We start from the raw sequence: 20,021 nt of genomic DNA on the forward strand, positions 1-20,021 counted from the left end.
ACACGCGGGGCCGGGGGCCTGACGCACGCGGGGCCCGGCGGGCCTGGAGCACGCGGGCCCTGCGGGCCTGCAGCACACGGGGCCGGCAGGCCTGGATATGCGACCGGCCCCCAGGCGGCGGGCGCCTGGGGGCCGGTGGTCACCGCTCGACCGGAGTCGGTCAGTGGTTGATGGCGTGGTTCCCGAAGGCCGGGTTGAGGGCGCCGATGACGTTGACGGTGTTGCCGGAGGCGTTCACCGGGACGTGGACCGGGACCTGGACCAGGTTGCCGGAACCGACGCCCGGCGACTGGACGGCCTTGCCCTGGGCGTGCGCACCGCTGTCGGTGGCGGAGGCGACTCCCGCTCCGGCGGCGATGAGGCCACCCGCGACCATGGTGACGGCAGCGGCCTTCTTCAGGTTCTTCACTTCAGGATCCTCCTAGACGTTGCCGCGGCCAGCCGCCGCAGCACGCCATGAAGAACGGTCACCGGCCGATCAGGATGCGCCATTCGGGGGACATACACCCGACAGTATGAATCTGGGACCGGACGTAGACCGTCCGATTAACCCGTAATCCCATGTCGCACGGCCCAGAGGGCCGCCTGTGTGCGGTCGGAGAGATCCAGTTTCATCAGGATGTTCGAAACATGCGTCTTGACGGTCTTCTCGGAGAGGACCAGGGCGCGGGCGATCTCCCGGTTGGAACGTCCGTCGGCGATCAGGGTCAGGACTTCCCGCTCCCGGTCGGTGAGCGTGCTGCCCCGGCCCGTGCCGCCGTTTCCCTCGTCCTGGGCGAGCAGGGCGCCCGCGACCTCCGGCTGGAGGAGGACATGCCCCGCGTGTACGGAACGGATCGCGCCGGCCAGTGCGTCCGGGTCCACGTCCTTGTAGACATAGCCCGACGCGCCCGCGCGCAGGGCGGGGACGACGGTGCGCTGCTCGGTGAAGCTGGTGACGATCAGCACCCTGGCGGGATTGGCCAGTTCGCGGAGCTTGCGGAGTGCCTCGATGCCGTCCGTACCCGGCATCTTGATGTCCATGAGTACGACGTCGGGGCGCAGCTCCTCGGCGCGGGCCACGCCTTCGGCGCCGTCGCCGGCCTCGCCGACGACCTCGATGTCGTCCTGGATCTCCAGGAAGGTGCGCAGGCCTCGGCGTACCACCTGGTGATCGTCGACGAGCAGTACGCGGATGCCGTTCTTCGCCGGTCGTGCGGCCGCCTCAGCCACCGGGGACCTCCATCTCGATCGTGGCGCCCTTGCCGGGCGCCGATTCCACGGTGAGCGTGCCGCCCGCGCCGCCGGCCCGGTCGCGCATCGACACCAGGCCCAGGTGGCGGCCCGCTCTGCGTACGGTCCTCGGGTCGAAGCCGTTGCCGTCGTCCGTGATCCGCAGCCGGGCGCCCTGGCCGTTCTTTTCCAGTACGACGTCGACGTGGGCCGCGCCGGAGTGGCGCAGTGCGTTGTGCAGTGCCTCCTGGGCCACCCGCAGGAGGGCTTCCTCCTGGGCGGCGGGCAGTGCCCGTACACCGGTGGTGTGGAAGGTGACCCGGGCGGTGTGGGCGCGGTCCATGACCTGGATCTGGGTGCGCAGGGTGGCGATCAGGCCGTCCTCGTCGAGGGCGGCGGGGCGCAGCTCCACCACGGCGTCGCGCAGTTCGTCGGCCGCCTCCGCCGCCAGCGCGGCCACCTGCTGGAGCTCGTCCTTGGCGCGGGCCGGGTCGCGGTCGACGAGGGCGGCGGCGGCCTGGGCGGTCAGGCGCAGGGAGAAGAGCTTCTGGCTCACGGCGTCGTGGAGCTCGTGGGCCAGGCGGGAGCGTTCCTCGGCGATGGTGAGCTCGCGGCTGCGTTCGTACAGGCGGGCGTTGGTGAGGGCGATCGCGGCGTGCTGGGCGAGCATGCCGAGCAGTTCCTCGTCGTCCTCGGTGAAGCCGCAGGCTCCGTCGGGCTTGGGGCAGCGCTTGTTGGCGAGGAAGAGCGCGCCTATGACTTCGTCTCCGTCCCGGATGGGCAGGCCGAGGAAGTCGGACATGTCGGGGTGCGCGGAGGGCCAGCCCTCGAAGCGCGGGTCCTTGCGTACGTCGGCGAGGCGCTCGGTGTCGGCGCCGTGCAGCATCGCGGCCAGGATGCCGTGCTGGCGGGGCAGCGGGCCGATGGCCTTCCACTGTTCGTCGCTGACGCCGTCGACCACGAACTGGGCGAAGCCGCCGTGGTCGTCGGGGACGCCCAGCGCGGCGTACTCGGCGTCGAGGAGCTCACGGGCGGAGGCGACGATCGTCTTGAGGACGTCGCGCACCTCCAGGTGCCGGCTCATGGCGAGCAGTGCGGTGCTCACGGCCGTCAGGCCGGAGCGGGGGGATGTGTTCTCCCCTGCTCGAAGGGTCATGTGATCACCGTACCGGCGGGGTGCGGCGGCCGTATCGGGCCTGAGGAGGCCCCGCTCGGGGCGCAGGACGTAGGTCGAAATACCCGGTGCGGTGGGCGTAGGGCGAAGTGCCCCGGTGCGGTGGGTCGCGTGGCGGGGACGGTTGTCATGCCGGTTGCGATCATCACGGGCGCTTCGAAGGAGCTGGGGCGGGTGCCGGCTGGAGGAGCTTTCGCCGGTGGGACTGCGGGCGGCGCTGGAGACGAATGTGGTGGCGGCGTCCGGGCTCGTACGGGAAGCACTGCCGCTGCTGCGGGAGGTGGAGGCCCGGGACGGGGAGGGCGGCGCGGGCGGGCGGTGAAAGGATCGTCGCCGTGGGGACGACGGCGGTGCGGGCGCTGGAGTCGGCGGCCGGCCCGACGTGGTGGTGCGTGCGGCTGCGGGCTGGACCGGGCTCGTGGTGACGCCGGAGCGCGGTGTGCGCGTCGTGGACGGGCTGCTGACCGGGCTGCACGAGCCGCAGGCGTCGCATCTGCTGATGCTGGAGGCGGTCGCGGGGCGGGCCGCTCTGCGCCGGGAATACGCCGAGGCGCTGAGGCACCTCTACCTCTGGCACGAGTTCGGCGACGTATACCTCATCCTGCCGGAGGAGACCGGAACGGGGCGCTCACTCTGAGCATCGCACGAGCAACTATTGGTGAGTTCGTTACGTGCCCGATGTGAGCCCGCGCATAGGACACACGTCACTTACGAAGGGCCGTAGTTGTTGCATAAGGGCCGTCTGGGCTGGGTATCGCCCCGCGCCAGGCACTCAGGCGGAGGGCCACGTCCACTACCGGGGATCGTACGTCACACCTTTGCCACAGGATTTTGCGGACGCTAACAATGGCTGCCGTCGCGGACTCCGCGGCTTCCGCTATTCGAAGAGGTACGTCTGCATGTCCGCGTCTCGCACCCCTGGCTATAGCCGCCTGAACAAGAACCACAAGTTCTCGATCGCTGGTGTCGCCGCCCTCGGCGCCGCCGCCCTCACGTTCTCGCTCGTCCCGGACAACGCGTCGGCCGAGGCCGACACGAAGTCCGTGGCCGCCGCCGCCCCGGTGGTGTGGTCGGCAGCAGCCGACAGCGCCCAGGCCAAGACAGTGCACACGAGCATCACGCAGCAGCAGGTCGGCGCCGACAAGGTGGCCAAGGCTGTGGCCGAGGCTCGCGCGAAGGCCGATGCCAAGGCCGAGGCAGCCGTCAAGGCGAAGGCCGAGGCAGCCGCGAAGGCCAAGGCGGAGGCGAAGGCCAAGGCCGACGCCAAGAAGCGCGCCGACGAGCGCGCGGCCGCGAGCCGCGCCGCCGCGCGCAAGCCGGTCTACGCCAACAACCTGGACGGCTGGATCCGTGAGTCCCTGGCCATCATGAAGGAGAAGGGCATCCCCGGTTCGTACGAGGGGCTGCACCGCAACATCATCCGCGAGTCCTCCGGTGACCCGCGCGCGATAAACAACTGGGACATCAACGCCCAGAACGGCATCCCGTCGAAGGGCCTGCTCCAGGTCATCAAGCCGACCTTCGACGCGTACCACGTCCCCGGTACGCCGCACGACCAGTACCACCCGGTCGCCAACATCACGGCCGCTGCCAACTACGCGGCCGACCGGTACGGCTCGATCGACAACGTAGACAGCGCCTACTGAGTCGGGTCCCGGTCCGACAGAGGCTGAGCACGCGAAAGGGCGGCACCCGCACGGGTGCCGCCCTTTCGCGTCGTGGCCGGTTCGCGGCGTCGTGCCGTCGCGCGGGGTTACTTGCGCATGACTTCCGGCTCGTGGCGGCGCAGCAGGCGCACCACCACGAAGCCGCAGAGGACGCCGATGCCGAGCAGCACGCTCATGTCGAGGATCCACGTGCCGGCGGTGTGGTCCCACAGCCCGTCGAGGTTCAGCGGGTCCCACGGCATCGTGACGTTGAGCTGCGCGGTGGTGCCCAGGGCCGCGACGGCCCAGCGCGACGGCATCAGCCAGGCGACCTGCTCGATGCCAGGGCTGTCGTGGAGCTGGAACAGGACACCGGTGAAGACGACCTGGACGATCGCGAACATCACCAGCAGCGGCATCGTCTTCTCGGCGGTCTTCACCAGTGCGGAGATGATCAGACCGAACATCATCGAGGTGAAGCCGAGCGCGCTGATGACGATCGTCATCTCGACGACCGGGTACTCCTCGAAGAGGACGCCCTCGGCCGGCAGCTTCGAGCGGGCGCCGAAACCGATGGCGGCGATGATCACGCCCTGCAGCGCGGTGATGAATCCGAGGACGATCACCTTGGACATGAGGTACGCCGAGCGGGACAGGCCGGTGGCCCTTTCCCGCTCGTAGATGACCCGTTCCTTGATCAGCTCACGGACCGAGTTGGCGGCGCCGGAGAAGCACGCGCCGACCGCGAGGATCAGCAGGATCGTACCGACGTCCTTGTTGACGAGGCGGCTCTTCTCGGGGCCGAAGCCCAGGCCGCTGTCCGCCGGGATGACGGTGCTGACGATGCCGAGGACGGCGGGGAGGATCAGCATGAGGCCGATGAAGCCCTTGTCGGACACGAGTACCGACACATAGCGGCGGATCAGGGTCCACAGCTGTGAGCCCCAGCTCTGCGGCTTGGGCGGGCGCATCTGCTGCGCGGGCGGCATGTGTACCGACTGTGCGGCTACGGCGTCGATGTCCGCGGCGTACATCTGGTAGTGCTGAGAGCCGCGCCAGCGGCCCGCCCAGTCGTAGTCGCGGTAGTTCTCGAAGGCGGAGAAGACGTCGGCCCAGGTGCTGTAGCCGAAGAAGTTGAGGGCCTCCTCCGGCGGACCGAAGTAGGCGACCGATCCGCCGGGCGCCATGACGAGGAGCTTGTCGCAGATCGCGAGCTCGGCCACGGAGTGCGTGACGACCAGGACCGTACGGCCGTCGTCGGCGAGGCCGCGCAGCAGCTGCATGACGTCGCGGTCCATGCCCGGGTCGAGACCGGAGGTCGGCTCGTCGAGGAAGATCAGCGACGGCTTGGTCAGCAGCTCCAGGGCCACCGAGACGCGCTTGCGCTGGCCACCGGAGAGGGAGGTGACCTTCTTCTCCTTGTGGATGTCCAGCTTGAGCTCGCCGAGGACCTCGTTGATGCGCTGCTCGCGCTCGGCCTCCGTGGTGTCCGCGGGGAAGCGGAGCTTGGCGGCGTACTTGAGGGCCTTCTTTACGGTCAGCTCCTTGTGCAGGATGTCGTCCTGCGGGACCAGACCGATGCGCTGGCGGAGCTCGGCGAACTGCTTGTACAGGTTGCGGTTGTCGTAGAGGACGTCGCCCTGGTTGGCGGGCCGGTAGCCGGTGAGCGCCTTGAGCAGGGTGGACTTGCCGGAACCGGACGGGCCGATGACCGCGATGAGCGACTTCTCCGGTACGCCGAAGGAGACGTCCTTGAGGATCTGCTTGCCGCCGTCGACGGTGACGGTGAGGTGGCGGGCGGAGAACGAGACCTCGCCGGTGTCGACGAACTCTTCGAGGCGGTCCCCGACGAGGCGGAACGTCGAGTGGCCGACGCCGACGATGTCGCTGGGGCCGAGCAGCGCGGTGCCGGACTTCGGGATCGGCTGACCGTTGACGTACGTGCCGTTGTGGCTGCCGAGGTCGCTGATCTGGAAGCGGCCGTCGGGTGTGGCGGTGAATTCGGCGTGGAGGCGGGAGACCTGGAGGTCGGAGACGACCAGTTCGTTCTCGAGCGCGCGGCCGATCCGCATCACGCGGCCCATGGCCACCTGATGGAACGTCGTCGGGCTGCGGTCGCCGTACACCGGCGGAGCCCCCGCGACACCGCCGGACGGACCGCCCTGCTGGTGGGGCACCTGCGCCTGGGGCGCCGGCTGCCATGCCTGCTGGGGCTGCTGCTGCTTGTGTGCGTCTTGGGGCTGGGGCTGGTGGGGCTGGTGCGGCGCCTGGGCCGCCCAGCCCGGGGCACCCTGCTGGTGCTGTGCCTGCTGGGGCTGAGGTGTCTGCTGCTGGGCCATGGCGCCCTGTCCGCTGGGCACGCCCGCGCCGGACAGACTCAGCCGCGGGCCGTCGGTGGCGTTGCCCAGGTGCACGGCGGATCCGGGGCCGATCTCCATCTGGTGAATCCGCTGGCCCTGCACGTACGTGCCGTTGGTGCTGCCATGGTCCTCGATGACCCAACTGCGGCCACCCCAGCTGACGGTGGCATGCCGCCACGAGACCCTGGCGTCGTCGATCACCAGATCACCCTGCGGATCGCGCCCGAGGGTGTACGACCTGGACGGATCGAGCGTCCAGGTCCTTCCATTCAATTCCAGTACGAGTTCCGGCACTCCGCGCCCCACTAGTTGTCCCCCGAGTTACCCCCGTCGCAGGGAGTCTAGGGATGCTGAACATCGGGAGGAACTATTTCAGGCCCGGTCCCGAATTAGAAAGTCGAGCTCTGTGAAGACCGCGCGCGGGCTGCCCGTTGACGCGGGAGAAATACCTCCGGAGAGTGGTAAGCACGCATGAGTGCGTACGGATCATGCGCGAATAGAACAACCTAGGACAGTTCGGCACGGATCGGGGGGCCCTGATGAGTGCGAGCGGCGGTAGCGGCGTGCGGTGGGGGGATGTACTGCTTGCCTCGATTGCCGCGGTGAGCTGGGCGTTGGTGGGCATGGCCGGCGTGGCGGCTCTCGGACTTCACCTGCTGGGCGCCGATTCGGCGGGATCACTCGGGCCGATGACTGCGGCTGTGGTGGTCCTGGGGGCGGGTGGTTCGGTCAGCCCGTCCGGCAACGTCTCGGTGTTCGGTCTCGAGGGCGCCGAGGCGACGACCGCCGTCGACATCACGCCACTTGGGGTGGGGCTCGTCGGCGCCCTTGTTCTCTCCTTCTTCTTTCTGCGGTCCCTGCGCGGTGCGGGCAGAGTGATCTCCGGGGGTGAACTGGCCGCCAGGGTGGTCTCGGTGGCCGTGCTTTTCGTCGCCACGATGGGCGGACTCGCCTGGGCGGGTCACGACGTCATCACGATCGACGGCGATGAGCTCGGGCTCGACCTCGGCCAGGTGCCGACCGACGATCTGCCCGGCGGAGTCGGAGATGTGCTGCCCGACGGACTCGGGGACATCGGCGGTCTCCTGCCCGACCGGCTGACGGACCTGGCGAACGCGAAGGCGTCGGTCGGTTTCACCGTCAATACCGGGGAGTCGTTGGTGGGCGGGGCGTGCTGGGTGCTGGGGGTGCTCGTCGTCGCGCTGCTGGCGTCGCGTCGTACGCCGCTGCCGCGCGGGTGGGACGCGGTGCACCGGGTCGTACGGCCGGCCGCGTCCGCGGTGGTCACGGTGGGACTGGTCGCGGTTCTCGCCGGGCTCGCCGCGGCGGCGTACGCGGCGATCGGCGACGACAACCCGAAGCGGATCGCGGGGGCTGCGCTGCTGGGGGCGCCGAACGGAGTGTGGCTCGGGATCCCGCTCGGGTTGCTCGTGCCGTGGCAGGGCGAGGCGACGGGTGGCCTGGCGAAATCGCTGCCGGACCCGCTGGACGAGCTGCTGCGGGTGAACCCCGACGAGCCGGTGACGCTGGTGGGGCTCGCCGGGCTGGACGGGCGGGTGTGGCTGCTGGGCGTCGCGGCGGCGCTGATGATGTTGTACGCCGGGGTGCTCACGGCGGCGCGGACGCCTCGGTCGGCCCGGTCGGCCGAATCGCCTCGGCGTGAGCTGTCGGTGGTGGGGTTCTCGGGGCGGTGCGCGGTGCGGCTGGGGGCGGCGGCGGGGGTCGCGCTGCCGCTGCTGGTGTGGCTGGCGGACGTGTCCGCCGACGCGTCCCTTTCGGTGCTCGGGGTCGACGTGGTCGACGCGGGGGTCGAGCTGCACGGGAACGTGCCGGTGGCGCTGCTGCTGGGCGCGGTGTGGGGGGCGGGCGCGGGGGGCTTGGGGGCGCTGGTGGCGTGTGCGGCTGGGGCGGCGGGGAGTCGGGGGGCCGCGCTCGCGGTCGGTGGCGGGACGGGTGGGCGGACGTACCCGGATCCGGCGTACGTACCGGGGCCGTACCGGCCTTCGCCCGCGTATCGGCCGTCGCACCGGGACACGAATCCTTACCTGCGGGCGCCGGAGGATGTGCATGGGGCGCCGACTGTGGTGGGGCCGGTGGTTCCGCCGCCGGTGCGATGGCCGCAGGCGGGATGGCCTGCTCCTGCGGCCCCGCCGGGGCGGCCGGGGCCGCCGGGGCCGCCGGGGCCGCCCGAGGATGGCCCGCCTCCCCCGGGCCCGCCGGGCGCACCTGGGCGGCGGCGCTGACGGAGCCCGGCGGGGCTTTCCCCTCCCCCGCCGCCACCTTCCGGAGCAGGCCGGTGGAACCGGTGTCCGGTCCTCGGGACGGGAGGTGAGCGTGGGGTGGGGGCCCGATACGGTAGAGGCATCATGAGCGCATCTCAGCCCAGTCAGCCCAGCCAGTCCACTGACGCTGCACCCACCCTTCTCGTCAAGATCTTCGGGAAGGACCGGCCCGGAATCACCGCCGGGCTCTTCGACACGCTTGCCGCCTACTCCGTCGACGTCGTCGACATCGAGCAGGTCGTCACCCGTGGCCGCATCGTCCTGTGCGCCCTCGTCACCGAGCCGGCCGTGAGCACCTCCGGTGAGCTGCGTGCCACCGTGCACAGCTGGGCCGACTCCCTCAGGCTCCAGGCCGAGATCATCTCCGGTACGGGCGACAACCGGCCGCGCGGCAGCGGACGTTCGCATGTCACCGTGCTCGGGCATCCCCTCACCGCGGAGTCGACCGCCGCCATAGCGGCCACGATCACCGGAACCGGCGGCAACATCGACCGTATCTTCCGGCTCGCCAAGTACCCGGTCACCGCAGTGGAGTTCGCGGTTTCCGGTACGGAGACCGAGCCCCTGCGCACCGCGCTCGCGCTGGAGGCCGCCGAGCTGGGGATCGATGTGGCCGTGGTGTCGGCGGGGCTGCACCGGCGCGCCCAGCGGTTGGTCGTGATGGACGTGGATTCCACGCTCATTCAGGACGAGGTCATCGAGCTGTTCGCGGCCCACGCGGGCTGCGAGGACAAGGTCGCCGAGGTGACCGACCGGGCGATGCGCGGCGAGCTGGACTTCGAGCAGTCGCTGCATGCCCGCGTCGCGCTGCTCGCCGGACTCGACGCGGACGTCGTGGACAAGGTGCGGCAGGAAGTGCGGCTCACTCCCGGCGCCCGCACCCTGATCCGTACGCTCAAGCGGCTCGGCTATCAAGTGGGCGTCGTGTCGGGTGGGTTCACGCAGGTCACCGACGACCTCAAGGAGCGGCTCGGGCTGGACTTCGCGTCCGCCAACACGCTGGAGATCGTGGACGGAAAGCTCACCGGCCGCGTCGTCGGCGAGATCGTGGACCGTGCGGGCAAGGCCCGGCTGCTGCGCCGTTTCGCCGCCGAGGCGGGCGTACCGCTGTCCCAGACCGTCGCCATCGGCGACGGCGCGAACGACCTCGACATGCTGAACGCGGCGGGGCTGGGTGTCGCCTTCAACGCCAAGCCCGTCGTGCGCAAGGCCGCCGACACCGCCGTGAACGTGCCCTTCCTGGACACCGTGCTGTATCTGCTCGGCATCACCCGTGAAGAGGTGGAGGCCGCCGACGGCCTCGCGGAGTGAGCAGGCGAAAGGCCCCGGTGCGGATTCCGATTCGTCGGATTCGGATTCGCGCCGGGGCCTCGTTCGTACGTAACGGAAAAGGGAGTCGGCCTCAGTCGTGCGGGGCCCAGTAGTCCAGCAGCGTGCCCACGCCGTGCTCCACGGACTTCCAGGAGCCGGTGAAGCCGATGACCGCGAACGACGCGGTCGGGAAGCCGCTCTTGGTCATGCGGGCCATCGCATTGCCCTCGCTGCTGCCGGCGAGCGCGTCGGCGGCCGCGTGCATGCTGGGGTTGTGCCCGATCACGAGGAGGTCGTTCACCTCGTCCGGAGTCTCGTTCAGGAGCGCGAGGAGGTCGCCGAGGGTGACTTCGTACAGCCGCTCCTCGTAGACGGTCTTGGGACGCTGCGGCAGTTCGTGCACGGCCAGCTTCCAGGTCTCGCGGGTCCTGGTCGCGGTCGAGCACAGAGCCAGGTCGAAGGTGATGCCCGTGTCCGCCAGCCGGTGGCCTGCGACCGGGGCGTCCGTCCGGCCTCGGTCGGCGAGCGGCCGATCGTGGTCGGACACCTGCGGCCAGTCGGCCTTCGCATGCCGGAGTAGGACGATCCTGCGGGGTGTATCGACGCTCATGCATCCCAGCTTCGCACGGATCGCGCCACGAGGCGCAGGGTGTTGACGGGCTGCCCCAGCACGGGTGAACGACGTTCCCGCGACTAGTGGGACAAGGTCTGCTGGATGCGCTCCACGAGGTGCGCGACCGCCGCGTCGCCGGTCGCAGCGTGCGCCTCGCCCGGCCCGGCGATCAGGAGCAGCAGGACGGCGAAGGCGAGTGCGGGGAGGGCTATGGCCCACCACGGGAGGCGGGTGTCGATGCCGGAGTCCGGGTGGTTGGTCCGGGTGTGTGCGCGGGCCGCCATGACCGCCTCCGTTTTCGCTGTTCGGCTGTTGTACGTCGAACCTACGGAGTGCGCGCGCAGGAACCCATCCGGTGACCCACCCACTTCACCCTGACCCTGGCCCCCTAGGGGATGGTGGGGGCAACCCCACCATCGGGGCCTACGGCGAGGCCAGCGAGGCGATGATCCCGATGATCACCGCGATGCCGAGCATCGTGCCGAGCACGAGCAGCAGCTTCTTCTGGCCGTTCTGGGGATTGGGGTCGAGTACTGGCATACGGCCAGTCTCGCACCCGTTGTACGCCCGTGTACGCCCGGCCCCGGCCGGGTCAGCCGAGCTCGTCCTCGATCGTACGGTTGCGGCCGGCCAGCACACCGACCACGATCTGCGGCAGCATCAGGCCCGCCATGAGGCCGATCGGCAGGCCCCAGCTGCCGCTGTGCTGGTACAGCACGCCGACCAGCAGCGGCCCGGGGATCGAGATCAGGTAGCCGGTGCTCTGGGCGAAGGCGGAGAGGCGCACGACGCCCGCACCGCTCTTCGCGCGCATGCCGATCATGGTCAGGGCGAGCGGGAAGGCGCAGTTGGAGACGCCGAGCAGCAGGGCCCACGCCCAGGCGCCGGAGGCCGGGGCGAGGTAGAGGCCGGCGTAACCCATGAGGCCGCAGAGGCCGAGGGCCACGACGATCGGGCCCTGGTTGCGCATGCGGGAGGCGAGGCGCGGGATGACGAAGGCGAGCGGAATGCCCATCGCCATGGTGACGGCGAGCAGCACACCGGCCGTGCCGGCCGAGACGCCCGCGTCTCGGAAGATCTGCGGCATCCAGCCCATGGTGATGTACGCGGCGGTGGCCTGGAGGCCGAAGAAGCAGGCGAGCGCCCATGCCGTACGGCTGCGGGTGATGCTCAGGGCGGGCGCGTCGCTCTGCTGGTGGGCGGCGGCGCTGTCCGCCTTCGGCGCCCGGGTGCTGGGGTGGCGTGTCAGGACGAGCCAGGGCAGTACGGCGACGACGGCCAGGGTGCCCCACACGGCGAGGCCGGTCTGCCAACTGCCGCCCAGCGCCCGGGTCAAGGGGACGGTGGCCGCGGCGGCGAGTGCGGTGCCGAGTGCGAGCGCCATCGAGTAGAGGCCGGTCATCTGGCCGACGCGGTCGGGGAACCAGCGCTTGACGATGACCGGCATCAGGATGTTGCTCACCGCGATGCCCATGAGGGCGAGTGCGCTGGCGGCGAGGAAGCCCGCCGTACCGCCCAGGTAAGGGCGGATCAGCAGGCCGGTCGCGATGGCCGCCATGCCCGCGCAGACGATCGCGCCGGGGCCGAAGCGGCGGGCGAGCCGGGGGGCGGTGAGGCCGAAGACCGCGAAACACAGCGGTGGTACGGAGGTCAGGAGGCCGGCGACGCTGCCGCTCATGCCGAGCCCGGCGCGGACCTCTTCGAGGAGTGGGCCGAGGCTGGTGATGGCCGGGCGGAGGTTGAGCGCGGCGAGGACGAGTCCCAGGACCACGAGCCGGGTGACCCAGACCGACCGCGACTGCGCCCCCGACTGTCCCCCGTCCTTCTCCTGCTGTACGGGCTGTACGGCGGCTGCGGGGGCGGGGCTCAGGGTTCGGGTCTCGTCGCGGGACATGGAAACCATCATAGAATCATGGGATGATTGGTTGTCCAATCCTGAACGAGGAGCACGAGCACCATGGCGCTGACCTCACCCCGGCGTTCGGCTCTCGCCGACCAGGTGATCACCGAGCTGCGGACCCAGATCACCACGGGCGAGTGGCCCGTGGGGTCACGCATTCCGACCGAGCCCGAGCTGGTCGAGCAGCTGGGCGTGGCCCGCAACACCGTCCGGGAGGCGGTGCGCGCGCTGGCGCACAACGGGCTGCTGGACATCCGGCAGGGCTCCGGTACGTACGTCATCGCCACCAGCGAGCTGGCCGGCGTCATGCACCGCCGGTTCGCGGACGCCGATCCACGCCACATCGCGGAGCTGCGTTCGACGCTGGAGTCCTCGGCGGCCCGGCTGGCGGCCGAGCGGCGTACCGAGCGTGATGTGCGGCAGCTGGACGCGGTGCTCGTACGGCGCGAGGAGGCGTGGGCCTCGGGCGACGCGGAGCTGTTCGTCCGCGCGGACGCGACGCTGCACCTGGCCGTGGTCGCCGCCTCGCACAACGACGTACTGATCGGGCTGTACGCCGACCTCGGCGACCTGCTGCGCGACTGGCTTCGCGACGACGTGGGGCAGGAGCTGCGCCCCGAGGACCACATGGACCACGGGCGGCTGATCGAGGCGATCCGCGCGCGGGACGCGGAGACGGCGGCCACGGAGGCGGCGGGTTACTCGCTCAAGTGCCTCGGGGACCGGGCGTAGGAGGCCGCGCGGAAGGCGGCCGCCTCGCGCGGGCGACTACATCCGGTGGTGGCTGACCCAGGCCGCGCGGACTCCCTTCCAGCAGCGGTCGGTGAGCCGCACCGTCTGCGCGGGGCCGACCTCGACGGGCGAGCCGTCCCCGTCGATGTCCCACCAGCGGTCGCACTCGGTGTGCAGCCGCACCAGGTCGGTCTCGGGGTACGGGTTGTGGCAGTACGCGACGACACGTGAGCCCTCGACGGCCGTCCGGCAGGTGGAGCCGAAGGGCACGACCTTGTCGGCGGTCTTCTTCGCGGGCTTCCGCCCGGAATCCGCCGCACGCTCGGCGACGGCTGGGGCGGCCAGTCCGGACACGGCGGCCAACGCCAGCAGGCCGGCTGCCGCTCGACGGTTCGACGGGCGCACATGCGCCACCTCCTCCCCACAGAGCGCCGGGTATGTCCCGGTTTCCTCAGTCTGCGGGGAGTCGCCCGTCTTTTCGACTTGAGGACGGGATCACGCGCGGAGTCCTGACCGTCGAGACCGTTCTGCGGCGGCGCGACGCGGTCCTGCTGGACGAGGAGCACGACGTCCCGAACGGCGCTCGACGCGACCGGGGGTCCGGACTTCGACGGCGTACGCATCCGGATCGACCCGGGAGCGCACGGAAGCCGCGCGCCGTCTGCTGGACGGTCGCGCGGCTTCGTGAGAGCTGGAGCTGCGTGCTTACGCGCCGACCGCGTGCAGGCCGCCGTCGACGTGGACGATCTCGCCGGTCGTCATCGGGAACCAGTCGGAGAGCAGCGCGACGACGCCGCGGCCGGCCGGCTCCGGGTCCGCCATGTTCCACTTCAGCGGGGAGCGGTCGTCCCAGACGCCCGCCAGCTCGGCGAAGCCGGGGATGGACTTGGCGGCCATGGAGCCGATCGGTCCGGCGGAGATGAGGTTGCACCGGATGTTGTCCGGGCCCAGGTCACGGGCGAGGTAGCGGGAGGTGGCCTCCAGCGCGGCCTTGGCCGGGCCCATCCAGTCGTACTGCGGCCAGGCGAACTGGGCGTCGAAGGTGAGGCCGACGACCGAGCTGCCGCTGCCCATCAGCGGGCGGCAGGCCATGGTGAGCGACTTCAGCGAGAACGCCGAGACGTGCATCGCGGTGGCGACGGACTCGAAGGGCGTGTTGAGGAAGTTGCCGCCGAGCGCGTCCTGCGGCGCGAAGCCGATGGAGTGGACGACGCCGTCGAGGCCGCCGAGCTCCTCACGTACCAGGCCTTCGAGCCGGTCCATGTGCTCGGTGTTGGTGACGTCCAGCTCGATGACCTTGGCCGGCTTCGGCAGCTTCCGCGCGATGCGCTCGGTCAGCGTGGGGCGGGGAAAGGCGGTCAGGATGACTTCGGCACCCTGCTCCTGGGCCATCTTGGCGGTGTGGAAGGCGATGGAGGACTCCATCAGCACACCCGTGATGAGGATGCGCTTGCCGTCGAGGATTCCACTCATGTGATCAGTGACCCATGCCCAATCCGCCGTCAACCGGGATGACGGCTCCAGTGATGTACGACGCGTCGTCGGAGGAGAGGAAGCGCACGGCGGCGGCGATCTCCTCCGGCTGCGCGTAACGGCCGAGCGGCACCTGGGCGACGATGCCCTTGCGCTGCTCGTCCGTGAGCACCTCGGTCATGTCGGTGTCGACAAACCCGGGCGCGACGACGTTGAAGGTGATGTTGCGCGAGCCCAGCTCACGGGCGAGCGAGCGCGCGAAGCCGACCAGACCGGCCTTGGAGGCGGCGTAGTTCGCCTGCCCCGCCGAGCCGAGGAGCCCGACGACCGAGGAGATCAGTACGACCCTCCCCTTCTTGGCGCGCAGCATGCCGCGATTGGCGCGCTTGACGACCCGGAAGGTGCCGGTGAGGTTGGTGTCGAGTACGGACGTGAAGTCCTCCTCGGACATGCGCATCAGGAGCTGGTCCTTGGTGACGCCGGCGTTGGCCACCAGCACCTCCACGGGACCGTGCTTCTCCTCGATCTCCTTGTAGGCCTGCTCCACCTGCTCGGTGTCGGTGATGTCGCACTTGACAGCGAGGCAGCCGAGGTCGGTGAGGGCGGCCGGCGGTTCGCCGGAGCGGTACGTGAACGCGACCTTGTCGCCGGCGTCGGCGAAAGCGCGGGCGATGGCGAGGCCGATGCCCCGGTTTCCTCCGGTGACGAGAACCGAGCGGCTCAACGGATCACCCTTTCGATAGCGGTCTGGTACTGACCGAAACTATCGGTACCGGGCCACGTACGGAGAATCGGCCCCTGACAGCGCCGCGCGGAAGTCGCTGTCGGGTCCCTACAGAAAGTGGTGGGCAAGGGAGCTGTGGGCGCGACATGATCTGAGGGACCGGTCTCTGACGACAGGAGTCATCTGTGCCTCATTCCATCGACGAAGCGTTCACAGCGCTGCCGCTGCGCGCGCTCGCCGACGCGGCGCTCGCGCGTGCCCGTGCGCTGGGCGCCGATCATGCCGATTTCCGCTTCGAGCGGGTGCGCAGCGCGGCCTGGCGGCTGCGCGACGCCAAGCCGTCGGGTTCCTCCGACACCACGGACCTCGGGTATGCGGTACGGGTGGTGCACGGCGGCAGCTGGGGGTTCGCGTCCGGCGTGGACCTGAGCATGGACGCCGCCGCGCGGGTCGCGGGGCAGGCCGTGGCCATGGCCAAGCTGTCGGCGAAGGTGATCAAGGCGGCGGGGTCCGACGAGCGGGTGGAGCTGGCCGACGAGCCCGTGCACGCGGACCGGACGTGGGTCTCGTCGTACGACATCAGTCCCTTTGATGTGGCCGACGAGGAGAAGACGGGGCTGCTCGCCGACTGGAGCGCGCGGCTGCTGGCGGCCGACGGGGTCGCGCACGTGGACGCGTCGCTGCTGACCGTGCAGGAGAACAAGTTCTACGCGGACACGGCCGGCACCGTCACCACTCAACAGCGGGTGCGGCTGCATCCGCAGTTCACGGCGGTCGCGGTGGACGCGACGAGTGGTGAATTCGACTCGATGCGTACCATCGCGCCGCCGGTCGGGCGGGGGTGGGAGTACCTGCTCGGGACCGGGTGGAACTGGGACTCCGAGCTGGAGCAAATGCCCTCGCTGCTCGCCGAGAAGATGCGCGCGCCGAGTGTCGAGTCGGGGACGTACGACCTGGTGGTGGACCCCTCGAATCTGTGGCTGACCATCCACGAGTCGATCGGGCACGCGACCGAGCTGGACCGCGCGCTGGGCTACGAGGCGGCGTACGCCGGGACCTCCTTCGCCACCTTCGACCAGCTCGGGAAGCTGGCGTACGGGTCGTCGGTCATGAACGTGACGGGCGACAGGACCGCCGAGCACGGGCTCGCCACGGTGGGGTACGACGACGAGGGCGTCGAGGCGCAGTCCTGGGACCTGATCAAGAACGGGACGCTCACCGGCTACCAGCTGGACCGGCGCATCGCGAAGCTGACCGGGCTCGGGCGGTCGAACGGCTGCGCCTACGCCGACTCCCCCGGCCATGTGCCCGTGCAGCGCATGGCGAATGTGTCGCTCCAGCCGGATCCGGGCGGGCTCTCGACCGAGGATCTGATCGGGGGTGTCGAGCGCGGGATTTATGTGGTCGGGGACCGGTCGTGGTCCATCGACATGCAGCGCTACAACTTCCAGTTCACCGGGCAGCGCTTCTTCCGGATCGAGAACGGGCGGCTCGCGGGGCAGCTGCGCGATGTGGCGTACCAGGCGACGACCACCGACTTCTGGGGCTCGATGACGGCGGTCGGCGGCCCGCAGACGTACGTCCTGGGCGGCGCCTTCAACTGCGGCAAGGCCCAGCCGGGCCAGGTCGCGTCGGTCTCGCACGGGTGCCCGTCGGCCCTCTTCCGGGGCGTGAACATCCTCAACACGACGCAGGAGGCGGGCCGATGAATCCGCAGCCCTCCCGCACGGCCTCCGGCCGGGGGTCCGGGGGTCGCCCCCCGGGTAAGCACAGTCTCAACACGACGCAGGAGGCGGGCCGATGAGCCGCACAGCCAAGCCGTACGAGATCGTCGAGCGGGCTCTGGAGCTGTCCACGGCCGACGGCTGCGTCGTCATCGCCGACGAGACTTCGTCCGCCAATCTGCGCTGGGCCGGCAACGCGCTGACGACCAACGGCGTCACTCGCGGACGCACCCTCACCGTCATCGCGACCGTCGACGGTGCCGAGGGGACCGCGTCCGGTGTCGTGTCGCGGTCCGGCGTCACCGCCGGCGATCTGGAGCCGCTGGTACGGGCCGCCGAGGCCGCCGCGCGTGGCGCCGGGCCCGCCGAGGACGCTCAGCCACTGGTCTCGGGGGTGCTCGCGTCCCCCGACTTCACGGACGCACCGGCCGAGACCTCGTCCGGCGTCTTCGCCGACTTCGCGCCCGCGCTCGGCGAGGCCTTCGCCCGTGCCAGGGCCGGCGGCCGCGAGCTGTACGGCTTCGCGAACCACGAGATGAGCTCCACCTATCTCGGTACGTCGACGGGTCTGCGCCTGCGGCACGATCAGCCCAACGGCACGCTGGAGCTCAACGCCAAGTCGCCGGACCGTACGCGCTCCGCCTGGGCCGGCCACTCCACGCGGGACTTCAAGGACGTGGACCCGGCGGCCGTCGACGCCGAGCTGGCCGAGCGCCTCCGCTGGGCCGAGCGCCGGATCGACCTCCCGGCCGGGCGGTACGAGACGCTGCTGCCGCCCACCGCCGTCGCCGACCTGCTGATCTACCAGCTGTGGTCGTCGGCGGCCAGGGACGCGGCGGAGGGCCGGACGGTGTTCAGCAAGCCCGGTGGAGGGACTCGGGTCGGCGAGACGTTGTCCGAGCTGCCCCTGACACTGCGCAGCGACCCGAACGCGCCCGGCCTGGAGTCGGCGCCCTTCGTCGTCGCGCACGCCTCGGGCGACGACTCTTCCGTCTTCGACAACGGGCTGCCGCTGGCCCCGACCGACTGGGTGCGGGAGGGAAAGCTCGAGCACCTGGTCTCCACTCGGCACAGCGCGGGGCTGACCGGGCTGCCGGTGGCCCCGGCGATCGGCAACCTCGTCCTGGACGGCGGCGGGGAGCGTTCGCCGGCGGAGATGGTCGCCGCGACCGAGCGCGGGCTGCTGCTCACCTGCCTCTGGTACATCCGCGAGGTCGACCCGGCGACGCTGCTGCTGACCGGGCTGACCCGGGACGGCGTCTATCTCGTCGAGAACGGCGAGGTGGTCGGCGCGGTGAACAACTTCCGGTTCAACGAGTCGCCGGTCGACCTGCTGTCGCGGGCCGCCGAGGCCGGACGTACCGAGAAAACGCTGCCGCGCGAGTGGGGCGACTGGTTCACCCGGGCCGCGATGCCGGCGCTGCGCATCCCTGACTTCAACATGAGTTCGGTCAGCCAGGGCGTATGACGCCCATAGACTGGCCGGGAACAATCCACAGCCTTCAAGAATCGTTCAAGGAGAGTCAAGACCGTGACGGACATCGTCGACGAGCTGAAGTGGCGCGGGCTGTTCGCCCAGTCCACTGACGAGGACGCACTGCGCAAGGCGCTCGCGGACGGTCCGGTCACGTTCTATTGCGGCTTCGACCCGACGGCGGCCAGCCTGCACGTGGGGCACCTCGTGCAGGTCCTCACCGTCCGCAGGCTCCAGCAGGCCGGACACCGGCCGCTCGCCCTGGTGGGCGGGGCCACCGGCCAGATCGGTGACCCGCGGCCGACCGCCGAGCGCACGCTGAACGACCCGGAGACGGTCGCGAACTGGGTGGCGCGGCTGCGCGCCCAGATCGAGCCCTTCCTGTCCTTCGAGGGCCCGAACGCGGCCACCATGGTCAACAACCTGGACTGGACCGCGGGGCTGTCCGCGATCGAGTTCCTGCGGGACATCGGCAAGCACTTCCGGGTCAGCAAGATGCTCGCGAAGGACTCGGTCGCCCGCCGGCTGGAGTCCGACCAGGGCATCAGCTACACGGAGTTCAGCTACCAGCTGCTCCAGGGCATGGACTTCCTGGAGCTGTACCGGCGCTACGGCTGCACGCTCCAGCAGGGCGGCAGCGACCAGTGGGGCAACCTCACGGCGGGTCTCGACCTGATCCACCGCCTGGAGCCGCACGCCAACGTGCACGCGCTGGCCACGCCGCTGATGGTCAAGGCGGACGGCACGAAGTTCGGCAAGTCCGAGAGCGGCGCCGTCTGGCTCGACCCGGAGATGACCACGCCGTACGCGTTCTACCAGTTCTGGCTGAACGTGGACGACCGGGACGTCTCTCCGTACATGCGCATCCTCAGCTTCAAGAGCCGCACCGAGCTCGAAGAGCTGGAGAAGCTCACCGAGGAGCGGCCGCAGGCGCGCGCCGCCCAGCGCGCGCTGGCCGAGGAGCTGACGACGCTGGTGCACGGCGCCGAGCAGTGCGCGGCGGTCGTCGCGGCGTCGAAGGCGCTGTTCGGGCAGGGTGAGCTCGCCGGTCTCGACGAGGCAACGCTGGCCGCTTCGCTGTCGGAGCTCCCGCACGCCAAGGTCACGGAGCTGGGGTCCGTCGTGGACCTCTTCGTGGAGGTCGGCCTCGCGCCGAGCAAGTCGGCCGCCCGCCGTACGGTCAAGGAGGGCGGGGCCTACGTGAACAACGTCAAGGCCGCCGACGAGGACGCCGTACCGGCGACCGATGACCTGTTGCACGGCCGCTGGCTGGTGCTGCGGCGCGGAAAGAAGAACCTGGCGGCGATCGAGGTCGCGGCCGGCTGAGTCACTCGCGCACAGAGAAGCGGCCGGGAGCGTGGAATCGTCCACGTCCCGGCCGCTTCTCTGTCGCGTT

General features: G+C 70.5%; 19 protein-coding genes and 1 pseudogene. 9 read left to right on the plus strand and 11 right to left on the minus strand.

Annotated features, from left to right (window positions below):
• Positions 1–160: 160 nt before the first annotated feature.
• From AC1P0E_RS06515 to AC1P0E_RS06525, 3 genes are all read right to left on the minus strand, one after another.
• Positions 161–409, minus strand: coding sequence for a chaplin (locus tag AC1P0E_RS06515; RefSeq protein ID WP_482741189.1), 249 nt, complete (start codon positions 407–409; stop codon positions 161–163).
• A 137-nt stretch (positions 410–546) separates the two neighbouring features.
• Positions 547–1,212, minus strand: a complete 666-nt coding sequence (locus AC1P0E_RS06520) for a response regulator (protein WP_482741190.1) — start codon at positions 1,210–1,212, stop codon at positions 547–549.
• On the minus strand, positions 1,205–2,368 hold the full coding sequence (locus tag AC1P0E_RS06525; protein ID WP_482741191.1) for a GAF domain-containing sensor histidine kinase: 1,164 nt from the start codon (positions 2,366–2,368) through the stop codon (positions 1,205–1,207). Before AC1P0E_RS06525 ends, AC1P0E_RS06520 begins: the two co-directional genes overlap by 8 nt.
• Before the next feature lie 217 nt (positions 2,369–2,585).
• On the opposite strand from AC1P0E_RS06525, the gene AC1P0E_RS06530 reads away from it, so the two are divergent.
• The 3 genes and pseudogenes from AC1P0E_RS06530 to AC1P0E_RS06540 all read left to right on the plus strand — a co-directional run bounded on the left by AC1P0E_RS06530 (position 2,586) and on the right by AC1P0E_RS06540 (position 4,032).
• Positions 2,586–2,708 carry a hypothetical protein gene (locus AC1P0E_RS06530; protein ID WP_482745976.1) on the plus strand — a complete coding sequence of 41 codons (123 nt, stop codon included), beginning with the start codon at positions 2,586–2,588 and terminating at the stop codon, positions 2,706–2,708.
• Positions 2,689–3,023: pseudogene (locus AC1P0E_RS06535) on the plus strand (S-adenosylmethionine:tRNA ribosyltransferase-isomerase); the annotation flags it as partial. The gene AC1P0E_RS06530 and the pseudogene AC1P0E_RS06535, both read left to right, overlap by 20 nt.
• A gap of 262 nt (positions 3,024–3,285) precedes the next feature.
• Positions 3,286–4,032 (plus strand): transglycosylase SLT domain-containing protein, encoded by a 747-nt coding sequence (locus AC1P0E_RS06540; RefSeq protein ID WP_482741192.1) that lies wholly within the window; start codon positions 3,286–3,288, stop codon positions 4,030–4,032.
• 107 nt (positions 4,033–4,139) lie between these two features.
• On the opposite strand, the gene AC1P0E_RS06545 is transcribed toward AC1P0E_RS06540, so the two are convergent.
• Entirely contained in the window at positions 4,140–6,686 is a 2,547-nt protein-coding gene (locus tag AC1P0E_RS06545; protein ID WP_482741193.1) for an ABC transporter ATP-binding protein/permease, read from the minus strand.
• Positions 6,687–6,994: 308 nt separating this feature from the next.
• On the opposite strand from AC1P0E_RS06545, the gene AC1P0E_RS06550 reads away from it, so the two are divergent.
• Together AC1P0E_RS06550 and serB are read left to right on the plus strand one after the other, a co-directional pair.
• Positions 6,995–8,635, plus strand: a complete 1,641-nt coding sequence (locus AC1P0E_RS06550; RefSeq protein WP_482741194.1) for a streptophobe family protein — start codon at positions 6,995–6,997, stop codon at positions 8,633–8,635.
• 123 nt (positions 8,636–8,758) lie between these two features.
• Complete coding sequence (gene serB / locus AC1P0E_RS06555; protein WP_482741195.1) at positions 8,759–9,985, plus strand: phosphoserine phosphatase SerB; 1,227 nt, start codon at positions 8,759–8,761, stop codon at positions 9,983–9,985.
• Between the two features lie 91 nt (positions 9,986–10,076).
• Here the strand turns inward: serB and AC1P0E_RS06560 are convergent, their stop codons facing one another.
• The 4 genes from AC1P0E_RS06560 to AC1P0E_RS06575 all read right to left on the minus strand — a co-directional run bounded on the left by AC1P0E_RS06560 (position 10,077) and on the right by AC1P0E_RS06575 (position 12,492).
• Positions 10,077–10,595, minus strand: coding sequence for a SixA phosphatase family protein (locus AC1P0E_RS06560; protein ID WP_482741196.1), 519 nt, complete (start codon positions 10,593–10,595; stop codon positions 10,077–10,079).
• A gap of 83 nt (positions 10,596–10,678) precedes the next feature.
• Entirely contained in the window at positions 10,679–10,882 is a 204-nt protein-coding gene (locus AC1P0E_RS06565) for a hypothetical protein (protein WP_482741197.1), read from the minus strand.
• A 139-nt stretch (positions 10,883–11,021) separates the two neighbouring features.
• Complete coding sequence (locus tag AC1P0E_RS06570) at positions 11,022–11,138, minus strand: SGM_5486 family transporter-associated protein (protein WP_482741198.1); 117 nt, start codon at positions 11,136–11,138, stop codon at positions 11,022–11,024.
• Positions 11,139–11,190: 52 nt separating this feature from the next.
• Positions 11,191–12,492, minus strand: coding sequence for a CynX/NimT family MFS transporter (locus AC1P0E_RS06575; RefSeq protein ID WP_482741199.1), 1,302 nt, complete (start codon positions 12,490–12,492; stop codon positions 11,191–11,193).
• 63 nt (positions 12,493–12,555) lie between these two features.
• Between AC1P0E_RS06575 and AC1P0E_RS06580 the strand changes: the two genes are divergently transcribed.
• Positions 12,556–13,230, plus strand: coding sequence for a FadR/GntR family transcriptional regulator (locus AC1P0E_RS06580; protein WP_482741200.1), 675 nt, complete (start codon positions 12,556–12,558; stop codon positions 13,228–13,230).
• A 36-nt stretch (positions 13,231–13,266) separates the two neighbouring features.
• On the opposite strand, the gene AC1P0E_RS06585 is transcribed toward AC1P0E_RS06580, so the two are convergent.
• The 3 genes from AC1P0E_RS06585 to fabG form a co-directional block, all read right to left on the minus strand.
• Complete coding sequence (locus AC1P0E_RS06585; protein ID WP_482741201.1) at positions 13,267–13,635, minus strand: hypothetical protein; 369 nt, start codon at positions 13,633–13,635, stop codon at positions 13,267–13,269.
• Positions 13,636–13,935: 300 nt separating this feature from the next.
• Positions 13,936–14,703 carry an enoyl-ACP reductase FabI gene (gene fabI / locus AC1P0E_RS06590; protein WP_482741202.1) on the minus strand — a complete coding sequence of 256 codons (768 nt, stop codon included), beginning with the start codon at positions 14,701–14,703 and terminating at the stop codon, positions 13,936–13,938.
• A 4-nt stretch (positions 14,704–14,707) separates the two neighbouring features.
• Positions 14,708–15,427, minus strand: coding sequence for a 3-oxoacyl-[acyl-carrier-protein] reductase (gene fabG / locus AC1P0E_RS06595; protein ID WP_482741203.1), 720 nt, complete (start codon positions 15,425–15,427; stop codon positions 14,708–14,710).
• 185 nt (positions 15,428–15,612) lie between these two features.
• Between fabG and AC1P0E_RS06600 the strand changes: the two genes are divergently transcribed.
• The 3 genes from AC1P0E_RS06600 to tyrS all read left to right on the plus strand — a co-directional run bounded on the left by AC1P0E_RS06600 (position 15,613) and on the right by tyrS (position 19,951).
• The gene (locus AC1P0E_RS06600) at positions 15,613–17,136 is read left to right on the plus strand and encodes a TldD/PmbA family protein (protein ID WP_482741204.1); all 1,524 of its coding nucleotides are present in this window, start codon (positions 15,613–15,615) and stop codon (positions 17,134–17,136) included.
• A gap of 91 nt (positions 17,137–17,227) precedes the next feature.
• The gene (locus AC1P0E_RS06605) at positions 17,228–18,619 is read left to right on the plus strand and encodes a metallopeptidase TldD-related protein (RefSeq protein WP_482741205.1); all 1,392 of its coding nucleotides are present in this window, start codon (positions 17,228–17,230) and stop codon (positions 18,617–18,619) included.
• A 63-nt stretch (positions 18,620–18,682) separates the two neighbouring features.
• On the plus strand, positions 18,683–19,951 hold the full coding sequence (gene tyrS / locus AC1P0E_RS06610) for a tyrosine--tRNA ligase (protein WP_482741206.1): 1,269 nt from the start codon (positions 18,683–18,685) through the stop codon (positions 19,949–19,951).
• Positions 19,952–20,021: the final 70 nt, after the last annotated feature.

This window comes from Streptomyces sp. TRD_SC_5, assembly GCF_056836825.1.

Excerpts from the sequence above, each read along its gene's own strand:
- AC1P0E_RS06565 (WP_482741197.1), bottom strand. The coding sequence starts at position 10,882 with ATGGCGGCCCGCGCACACACCCGGACCAACCACCCGGACTCCGGCATC.
- AC1P0E_RS06560 (WP_482741196.1), bottom strand. The coding sequence starts at position 10,595 with ATGAGCGTCGATACACCCCGCAGGATCGTCCTACTCCGGCATGCGAAG.
- AC1P0E_RS06570 (WP_482741198.1), bottom strand. The coding sequence starts at position 11,138 with ATGCCAGTACTCGACCCCAATCCCCAGAACGGCCAGAAGAAGCTGCTG.
- fabI (WP_482741202.1), bottom strand. The coding sequence starts at position 14,703 with ATGAGTGGAATCCTCGACGGCAAGCGCATCCTCATCACGGGTGTGCTG.
- AC1P0E_RS06525 (WP_482741191.1), bottom strand. The coding sequence starts at position 2,368 with ATGACCCTTCGAGCAGGGGAGAACACATCCCCCCGCTCCGGCCTGACG.
- serB (WP_482741195.1), top strand. The coding sequence starts at position 8,759 with ATGAGCGCATCTCAGCCCAGTCAGCCCAGCCAGTCCACTGACGCTGCA.
- AC1P0E_RS06540 (WP_482741192.1), top strand. The coding sequence starts at position 3,286 with ATGTCCGCGTCTCGCACCCCTGGCTATAGCCGCCTGAACAAGAACCAC.
- AC1P0E_RS06580 (WP_482741200.1), top strand. The coding sequence starts at position 12,556 with ATGGCGCTGACCTCACCCCGGCGTTCGGCTCTCGCCGACCAGGTGATC.
- AC1P0E_RS06575 (WP_482741199.1), bottom strand. The coding sequence starts at position 12,492 with ATGTCCCGCGACGAGACCCGAACCCTGAGCCCCGCCCCCGCAGCCGCC.
- AC1P0E_RS06605 (WP_482741205.1), top strand. The coding sequence starts at position 17,228 with ATGAGCCGCACAGCCAAGCCGTACGAGATCGTCGAGCGGGCTCTGGAG.